This window comes from Paraburkholderia sp. FW306-2-2C-D06C (genome assembly GCF_058781505.1).
Map to the genome: position 1 here is coordinate 1 of NZ_JBYSWU010000101.1, position 8,244 is coordinate 8,244.

At 60.9% G+C, this 8,244-nt stretch carries 5 protein-coding genes and 3 pseudogenes; 2 read left to right on the top strand and 6 right to left on the bottom strand.

Annotation, left to right across the window (positions count from 1 at the left end; genetic code table 11):
• Window positions 1-68 precede the first annotated feature (68 nt).
• The 6 genes and pseudogenes from AC3WLT_RS36465 to AC3WLT_RS36490 form a co-directional block, all read right to left on the bottom strand.
• Window positions 69-239 (bottom strand): annotated as a pseudogene (locus tag AC3WLT_RS36465) (IS5/IS1182 family transposase); the annotation flags it as partial.
• A 235-nt stretch (window positions 240-474) separates the two neighbouring features.
• Window positions 475-1,227, bottom strand: coding sequence for a hypothetical protein (locus tag AC3WLT_RS36470; RefSeq protein WP_492596412.1), 753 nt, complete (start codon window positions 1,225-1,227; stop codon window positions 475-477).
• Between the two features lie 245 nt (window positions 1,228-1,472).
• Window positions 1,473-3,242 carry a histidine kinase gene (locus tag AC3WLT_RS36475; protein ID WP_492596413.1) on the bottom strand — a complete coding sequence of 590 codons (1,770 nt, stop codon included), beginning with the start codon at window positions 3,240-3,242 and terminating at the stop codon, window positions 1,473-1,475.
• Window positions 3,243-3,319: 77 nt separating this feature from the next.
• Window positions 3,320-4,735 (bottom strand): response regulator c-di-GMP phosphodiesterase, NosR family, encoded by a 1,416-nt coding sequence (gene nosR / locus AC3WLT_RS36480; RefSeq protein WP_492596414.1) that lies wholly within the window; start codon window positions 4,733-4,735, stop codon window positions 3,320-3,322.
• 143 nt (window positions 4,736-4,878) lie between these two features.
• Window positions 4,879-5,076 (bottom strand): annotated as a pseudogene (locus AC3WLT_RS36485) (sensor histidine kinase); the annotation flags it as partial.
• 218 nt (window positions 5,077-5,294) lie between these two features.
• Window positions 5,295-6,683, bottom strand: a complete 1,389-nt coding sequence (locus tag AC3WLT_RS36490; RefSeq protein WP_492596416.1) for a sialidase family protein — start codon at window positions 6,681-6,683, stop codon at window positions 5,295-5,297.
• A 535-nt stretch (window positions 6,684-7,218) separates the two neighbouring features.
• Here AC3WLT_RS36490 and AC3WLT_RS36495 point away from each other — a divergent pair.
• Together AC3WLT_RS36495 and AC3WLT_RS36500 are read left to right on the top strand one after the other, a co-directional pair.
• Window positions 7,219-7,647, top strand: a pseudogene (locus tag AC3WLT_RS36495) (DUF4382 domain-containing protein); the annotation flags it as partial.
• An 82-nt stretch (window positions 7,648-7,729) separates the two neighbouring features.
• Window positions 7,730-7,897 carry a hypothetical protein gene (locus AC3WLT_RS36500; RefSeq protein WP_492596415.1) on the top strand — a complete coding sequence of 56 codons (168 nt, stop codon included), beginning with the start codon at window positions 7,730-7,732 and terminating at the stop codon, window positions 7,895-7,897.
• Window positions 7,898-8,244 lie beyond the last annotated feature (347 nt).

The following is an 8,244-nucleotide window of genomic DNA, read 5'->3' on the forward strand; positions in this document are numbered from 1 at the left end:
TCCCCATCACATCTGATGGGAATCAGATTGCCCCAGTCCCGCCATTACGAACAGACGGTACAGATCGAGTGCTTACGATAGAGCAGCCCGACCATCAGCCGGATCGGCAGCCGGGGACGCCCAGCCGCGCTCGCGCCCGCGCCCGCAAGCTTCGGCGCGACGCCAAACAGATCCAGCGCCTCACTGGGGCGACCTTCACGAACACGCCGCTCGAACACCGGCACCAACGTCGCTTCGATCACGCTTGCCCTCAACCAATTTTGAAGGGCACACTATCGATTGTCGGCGATCTGCGAAGCAATATCGAATGGCCGCTCGTGGCCGCGTGCTGCCTCATACAAAGGGCATACACAATGTGAACCGCGCAAGTCTGTGATCGGCAGCACGCGACCCGGAACCGACCTTCATAGTTGCCGAAAGCGGCCGTTCAGCGGCACTTCCGGAGCAACCCTCACGTACGCCTCATAGCGTCGATCAGCGGGACGCAACGCTGATCCAGTCGCCCATCGGCGACCGTGTTTCGGCGACCCGTACACTGGAGCCGACAGTCAGGGTCGCCCACAGTGAACTGTTCACAGGATGGGGTGGCGAAAGCGGCCCATCGCCGTCAAGCGTCACGACATAATCGGTACCGCCTCGTCGGTGGTACCGCACGTCCTTGCTCACGACATGATGCATCGACGATGTTTGCTCGCCAAAGCGCACGGTGTAAAGCCAGCCGGCGTCATATCCAGTGCCTGCGCCGGCCGGGAGAGACATGGCGAGAAGAAAAACATACTGTCGGTGTGCGAGTTGTCCGATGGTTGCGACGGGAACGCGGACAATCAGAACAAGTGCGACAGCCCACATCGAAGCGAACATCACCATCATCACATACACAAGTCCGCTAGGTGAAAAGCCCTGTCTATATCCGAAGTAGCCGGCAAAAACAACGAGTATCCACAAGTAGACAAAGCAGTTCATCGCGAAGCCTGGCTTCGTTGATGGTGCCACCGACGGAGCCGCTGCACGTCCAAAAATTTTCCATCCCCATAGTCCGCTCGTCAGCACGACAAAAAAGGCCGCTACGGGAACCATTAGCCGGTCCCCGTGCAGAGCCCACCAAGCTGTCAGCACGGCAAGCACGGGCGAGACTACAATTCCCCAGCTAAAACCCTCTTCGAAGCGTGCTCGGCGCTTCTCGCTCATCTGGCGCAGGGCGTTCTCCAGGAAATTGTCCTTGTCCACTTGCAGCTCCAATAAGAGTCCCTTATGCCCGACCCACTATCAGGTTCGAACGTTATATCGGCAAGCTTCAATGAAAGTTGAGTGATGTACGATATTCTATGTATCGTCCCTTGACACCGGTTCCGCATGCGGACATACGCCAGGCGCCAAATGGTCTCATTTCAAAGGTCGTCAGCAATGGCATGTCGCTGACGACCTGACGCGATCAAAACGAAAAAGCCGAACGGAATGACTTGTGGGCGCCATCATGCCGGGCTCTGCGAGGCATGCACATCCGCATCCACCAGATTGCGCCGGACTGGCAGCCGGACTGTGAAGGTCGTACCTCGCCCGGGTTCGCTGGCGACGTCGATGGCGCCATGATGGCGTTCGACGATGCCATGCGAAACGGACAGCCCCAGACCGGTACCCTGCCCGACGGGCTTCGTCGTGAAAAATGGATCGAAAATCCTGCGCGTCACGTCGGCTGGCATGCCTATGCCCGTATCGGAGATCGCAATCGACACCATCTGGTCATCGCACGACGTGCGAATCGTGATTACGCCACGCTCCCGGATAGCCTGAGCCGCGTTCACGAGCAGATTCATGAACACCTGGTTCACCTGCGACGGCAGGCACTCCACGTGCGGCAAATCCCCATATTCCCGCACCACCTGCGCCTTGTACCTGATCTCATTGTGTACGACATTCAGCGTGCTATCGAGTCCCGCGTGCAGATCCACGATACTCCACGTGTCACTGCCAGGGCGCGAGAAATCACGCAGGTCCTGCACGATGCGGCGCACCCGCATTGCTCCGTCGATCGATTCGTCAACCAGTGCCAGGATGTCCACGCGCACGTAGTCGATGTCCGCTTCTTTCCATGCGGCGGCAACCGCGACGCGAGCGCCGGAATCGAGTTGCCCGACGAGCGCTTCCTGCATGGTAATCACTTCGAGCAGGCTCTGAACCCATGTTTTGAGCGTATTGAGGTTGGCGCTCACGAAGCCGATCGGATTATTGATCTCATGCGCAACGCCTGCCGCGAGCTGACCGATCGACGCGAGCTTTTCCGATTGCAGTAACTGGACATGCGTTTCCTCGAGCTCATGCAGCAATCTGCGCTGTTCGTCCTTTTCCTGCTCGAGGCGTACCTGTGCCGTCTTGCGCTCCTCGATCTCCCGCTCCATTTTCTGGCGGGTGAGCTGCAGCATGTGAGTCGTTCGTTCGTATTGCCGCAGCGCCCCTTCCAGTTCGCCGGTCCGCTTCTTCACCAGTTCTTCGAGGGTGTCGGCCATGCCGCGCAGAAAGGTCGTGCGTGCGTCGAAGCGCGATAGCATCAACGTGACAATCAGAATCGCCAGTGTGAACAGCGCGATCGTCGTCGCCAGCCAATGTGTATCGATGCCGTTGGCGGCGCCGCACACCGAGCCCAGCGAAAAATGCGCGGCCGCCATGGCCGTGTAATGCATGCCCGTAATGGCAATGCCCATGATGACGGCCGCGCCGACCTTTCTCGCGGTCCCGTGCCGCTCCTTGAGCGCGCTCAGCGTATGTGCAATCCATAGCGCGGCCGTCGACGCGGCGACCGCAATGACGATGGACGTGGCGAACAGTGCCGGGTCGTAGTCGATCCCCGGCTGCATCTGCATCGCGGCCATACCTGCGTAGTGCATGCCCGCAATGCCGATCCCAATCAGCAAGCCGCCCGCGATCAGACGGAAGCGCGTCAGCTTCTGGTGTGTCACCACACTCAGCCCGAAGTACGACACCAGCACTGCGATCGCGAGCGACGCGCCGGTCGCACCCAGTTCGTATCCCAGTGGGATCGGTAGCGCAAAAGCCAGCATGCCGACGAAATGCATGGACCAGATGCCGGTCCCCATCGCCGCTGCGCCGCCACCCAGCCATGCCCGCCTGAGCTTCGGCTTTTCCAGGAGCGATATGAACGCAGCCAGGTCGAGTGCCGTATACGCCGCCAGCGTAGCAATGATTAGCGATAGCAGGACGAGCCAAAGATTGTATATGCCGTGCATATTCGATAACTCAAACTGGATGAACAGGCCGTCGTTATGCGCGCGACCTGGCCCGCAGTCTGCTTACACCAGTGCGGTCATGGGTGAGCCGCGCCGGCAGGCGCAGACCTCGCCGCCGCGGTTGGGCCCGCGTGGACCAGAATGGCGAAAGGTGCGTCTTCCTGCGCCTCGAAGCGCATGATCTGCTCGATCTGATGCGCGGACATGACGCTGTCCCTGGTCATCAGCAGAACACCGCGGCCGGTGCGCAGGTCGTCGGCGAGGCGCATGCCTTCCGCGAGTTGCGAAGCTTTGATCTCCGAGACGGGTGTTGCAATTTCCAACGCCGCCGCATCCTTCATCAGCGCCACAAAGCGGTCGATGATCTGCGGGTCGTAACGAATGCCCGCCTGCGACTCGAGCACCCCGGCCGCCTGCGCCCTGGAGAGAGGCCGCTTCGCGATGTCGCCGTGACGCAGCCCTTCGAAATCGCGGGCTATAGCGACGATACGCGAGCCTAACGGAATGTCGGCCCCGGCCAGACCGTCCGGCATGCCGCGTCCGTTGAACCGCTCATACTGGTGCAGGATGATCGATGCGACCTGATGCAATTGCGCAACCGGCGTCAGCACCATCTGCGCGCGCTGCGGATGCTGATGAAATAGCCGGCTTTCTTCCGCCGTCATCCGGTCGAGCGGCTTGTGCGTCAGTTCGTCGGGCAGCGACAGTTTCCCGATGCCGTGCAGCAGGCCCGCAAAGAAAACGTCCTGGGCTTGCAAACCGCTCATGCCGGACGCCAAAGCCAGTTGCCGCGCGAGTTCGCCGATGCGCAGCGACTGACCGCCGAGCACGCCGCAACGCAACTCGATCATGCTCGCGCAGACCTGCACCATCGCCGTGAAATTGGTTTTCAGGTCCTGTTGCGCGTCTTCCAGGAACAACACGGTCTGACGGATTTCCTCCGTGCGTGACAGCACCTGGCTTTCCAGTCCCGCATTGAATGCGCGCAGTTCGTCGTTCTGCTTCTGCGTGAGCGCGGTCAGCCGCGCGGTCTCCTTACTCAGCCGCCTCTGCTCGAGCGCCTGGGCGACCGTCAGCAGCAGATCCTGATCGTCCCACGGCTTGTTGAGATAGCGATACACGCCACCTTCGTTGATGGCCCGGACCACAGAGTCGATCTCCGAGTAGCCGGTCAGCAGGATGCGCATCGTATCCGGGTAGAGCGCCTGCGCGCGTGCCAGAAAGTCCGCGCCGCTCATCTGAGGCATGCGCATGTCGGAGACGATCAGATCGATCTCGGTTGAGGCGAGCACCTCGAGTGCTGCCTCACCGCCTTCCGCAGTGAGCACCTCGTACCGGCGCATTCTCAATAGACGCTTGAGCGCCGACAGGATACCGGGCTCGTCGTCGACCAGCAGGACGACGGGGACGGTCGCCATGTCGCTGACCGGCTGCCCGGGTTCGATTGCAGCCTTCGGTGCAGGATCATTACCTGCTTCTGCAGATTCCATCATGATGCCTCCCGCTTCGTTCCTTCCTGGTTCTCCTGCGATATCGGCCCAGGCTGCGGCTCCCGTAGTAGGGGAAACGCCAGACCGATAGCCGGCGCAGCGTCATTCGGCATGCTCCCGCCCCGCGCCAGCCATCGCTTCGCTGGTCACGCGGTTAGCGGCTCGACGTTCAGTGCAGCGCTACGGTTGAGCGGCAACCAGACGTGAAAAACGCTGCCTTTACCGACTTCGCTTTTCACGTCGATCGTGCCGCCATGCTTCCTGACGATACCGTAGGCCAGCGACAGGCCAAGCCCGGTGCCATGCCCTATGGGCTTCGTGGTGAAGAACGGATCGAAAATGCGGGGCATCTTTTCGTGCCATTTTTTCTTGATATCGGCTCGTGACGTGAGTTCCGCGATGGGGAAAAACGCCAGGTCAAACAGCATAGTCCCGAACAGTCAGAGGTGATGGTCGTGCAACCTAGGCGGTTGGCTAGCCTGCGCGCGCATGCTCTCGTGCACTCCCGTGCGACCGCCCAGCTGTATCTGGGCGGTCGGCGCTCCGGCCAGACTGCCCGACGCTACGGCGCAACAAAGAAAACATCCGTGCGATTGGATGTGTTGCCCGAGTTCGTTTGCACAAAGAATGGCAGGAACGCATTTCCTCGCGCTTCCAGACCTGAATAGTCCCCGAGGAAGAATCCCTCCGCTACCGGCGCCGTCTTCAGATCGAACGGACCGGACAGCCGCAGTTCGCTGCCGAAGCTCCCCCCGCCGTCGGTTGAGGTCGTTTGCCAGTAGTTTGTCGGCAGCGTCGACTTGTTATCCGCCGCCAGGTCCCGGAAGTCGTAGTACGTGACGGCGACGGTGCCTGTGGCATTCACGCGAACCGACGGATTGAACGCTGGCCGCCCTGAAGGTGTGTTCACCCGGATAGGCGCGCTCCACGACGCGCCGCCGTTCGTCGACGTCGAGAAGGCGATTTCGTCGTATTGGCCGCCGTTGAACCGCGAGTCCTGCCAGACAACGTAGAGTTGCCCCGTTGCTGGATTGATTGCCGGCTCGGGGATGATGTCGCCGGTGCGCACTGGTTCGCCGGTGTTGGGATCCGTGACCGGGACGGTCTCCAGACCGGCGATGATCTGCGGTTTCGTCCACGTTGCGCCGTCGTCGGTCGATTTGATGAACGCAACCTTGCCGGCCGCTTTACTGAACGGCGGACTGATCAGATCGAAAAAGTCGTACAGCGTGCCGTCCTGCGAGTTGACCACGATCTGGTTACCGATCGTCTGCTGCCGTGACGGCACGGTCACGATGACCGACGGCGAACTCCACGTGATACCTCCGTCAACCGTTTTTGAGAAATATGCCGGTCCACGGAAAGCGGCGGTATGCAGATTGGCATAAGGGTTGCCGTTCGGTAGTTCGAGCCGGTCCCAGACCGCATAGGCGACGCCTGCCTTGATCGGATTGGCGGTCACCGATTCCTTGTCATTGAAGAACTGCGTCGTGGGCTCGTTGTCGGCGATGAGGACGCTCAGATTCCCCCAGCTCTGGCCGCCGTCCCGTGAGACGGCAGCGGCGACTGCATTATTGTTGTTGGACTGGTTAAACGAGATGGAGACGGAGTAGGCCGTCCCATCCGGCCCGATGGATACCCAGGGGTCAGAGGCGCGCTCGTATCCGAGCCCGCCGGCGCATGCGCTGAAAGGCAGATTCGTCTGTTGCCACGTCTGACCGCCATCCGACGAGAAGCCTGCAACCAGGCCGTGCGCACCGCCATTCGACCAGCGATCCTGCTGCCACACGCCGATGAGATTCGAAGGATGGGCGGGATTCACGGCGACCCAAGGTTCGACCTCGGCGTTCACGTACAGCGTGCCGGGCCCGCCGACCGTACAGCCTGCAAATGGGCTGGGACCCGAGACCAGGGTGGGCGCCCCCCAGCCTGTGGTGCTGGCCGCCAACATGGCGGCAAGGGGAAGTCCGATCAGAAATGAACCAGGCTTGTTGTGTCTGCGTCGCATGGAAGACTCCTCATCTATATGCGACCCGCAACAGCAAAAGCGATAGTGTCACGGCAACCGCCGGATGACCTGATTGACATTGCGCCCTTTGCCGCAGACCGTCACGACGGCACTGTCGGCACACATCTTTTGTCATTGTCATTCGCCGATATCCACTGCCGCTTCCATGTTGCAGGCCGCGAGCGCTGGACACCGCCAACGCGTCGGCTACGACTCCGTCTACGAACCAGTCAGCATTCCCTCGTGGTCTGCATGTCGCCATGCCTTGGCGTTCCTCACCCGCCAATGACGACTGCCAGGAGGAATGGAAATGAATTTAGGTCGTACGAAAGACAGCGGCATGAAATTTTTTGTAACACACTGCACGCGACGAGGCGCGCCGCCCGCCCGCAACCCTATGCACACAACGAAAATTGACGCGCGTCGCGACTGTGCGAAACGTGTCTCCAGAGCCCAGCGAAGTAAGCAGATGCAACATGTTGCAACGACAACGGGCCAATTCGTGCTGACGCCGCTGATCCAGAGTTCGACGAACGGCAGCTACGACATCGTGATCGTCGACAACACGCTGCCGAATGGCCACGCGACCGGCATCGTCCGCTCGGTGCCGGGGCGGGCGTGGTGACGCCGGGTGCGCAAGCGCTGGTGCGTGCGCACCCGATCGGCTCCGCCAGCTATGAAATCACGTCGGTGAATGCGAATCTCGACACGGGTGTGTACACGTTGCAATTGCCGGCAGCCGCTCCGCAGATGGGAACCTACAGTGGCGTGCTGCCTGTTGCGCTGCCTGGCCGTGCCGGGCGCGGCGGGCCAGTACACGGTTGAGGCGGACAGCTCGACTGGGGCAACGCAATCGTCGGCGGTGAACGTCTCTGCCGGTAGCCAGACGAACGTCAATTTCAGTTTCCAAGCTCAACGGGAAAGGGAAGAAACAATGTTTCTTCCCTTAAGAAACCCTAAGAGAACCCTAAGAGAACCCTAAGAACGATATGAAAAAAATTCTCTGTCTCTTGATGGTAAGCGCCGGCCTGCTCAGTGGCTGTGCCGTGTATGTGCCGGATCAGCCCGACGTCGTTGTTGTGCCGCAAAGCCGGCCGCAAGGTGGGCCGGGCAACGACTTCTGTCCGCCCGGACAGGCGAAGAAGGGTAACTGCTGACGAGACTGGCGATGGACGACAACAGAGGGCGCCGGCGGCGCCCTCTGCGTGCTATATCAGTTCGAATGGCTGACAGCGATGTGCTGACTGTGGTGAAGATTCGTGCTCACCCGCGCGAGTGAGCGTGAGTGGGCGTGGCTTGCATGACTAGCGTGAACACCGGCGCGACTCATTTGCGCGTCGGCGCGGTCCGCCTGCGTGTCCGATCGATCCGCCGCGCGGGCAAGACCGACATCATGGTCGGCTGAACTAAAGCCGTTAGTATTGCTTACCCCCTTGCTGCTCATGTGGCCGGCGGACATGCCGCCCGCGTTGCCACCCAGACCACCGTGTCCTGCCCCCCGCTG

What these genes read in the sequence shown, in the direction of transcription:
- AC3WLT_RS36475 (WP_492596413.1), bottom strand. Translation starts at nt 3,242, where the DNA reads ATGCACGGCATATACAATCTTTGGCTCGTCCTGCTATCGCTAATCATT.
- nosR (WP_492596414.1), bottom strand. Translation starts at nt 4,735, where the DNA reads ATGATGGAATCTGCAGAAGCAGGTAATGATCCTGCACCGAAGGCTGCA.
- AC3WLT_RS36490 (WP_492596416.1), bottom strand. Translation starts at nt 6,683, where the DNA reads ATGTTGGCGGCCAGCACCACAGGCTGGGGGGCGCCCACCCTGGTCTCG.
- AC3WLT_RS36500 (WP_492596415.1), top strand. Translation starts at nt 7,730, where the DNA reads ATGAAAAAAATTCTCTGTCTCTTGATGGTAAGCGCCGGCCTGCTCAGT.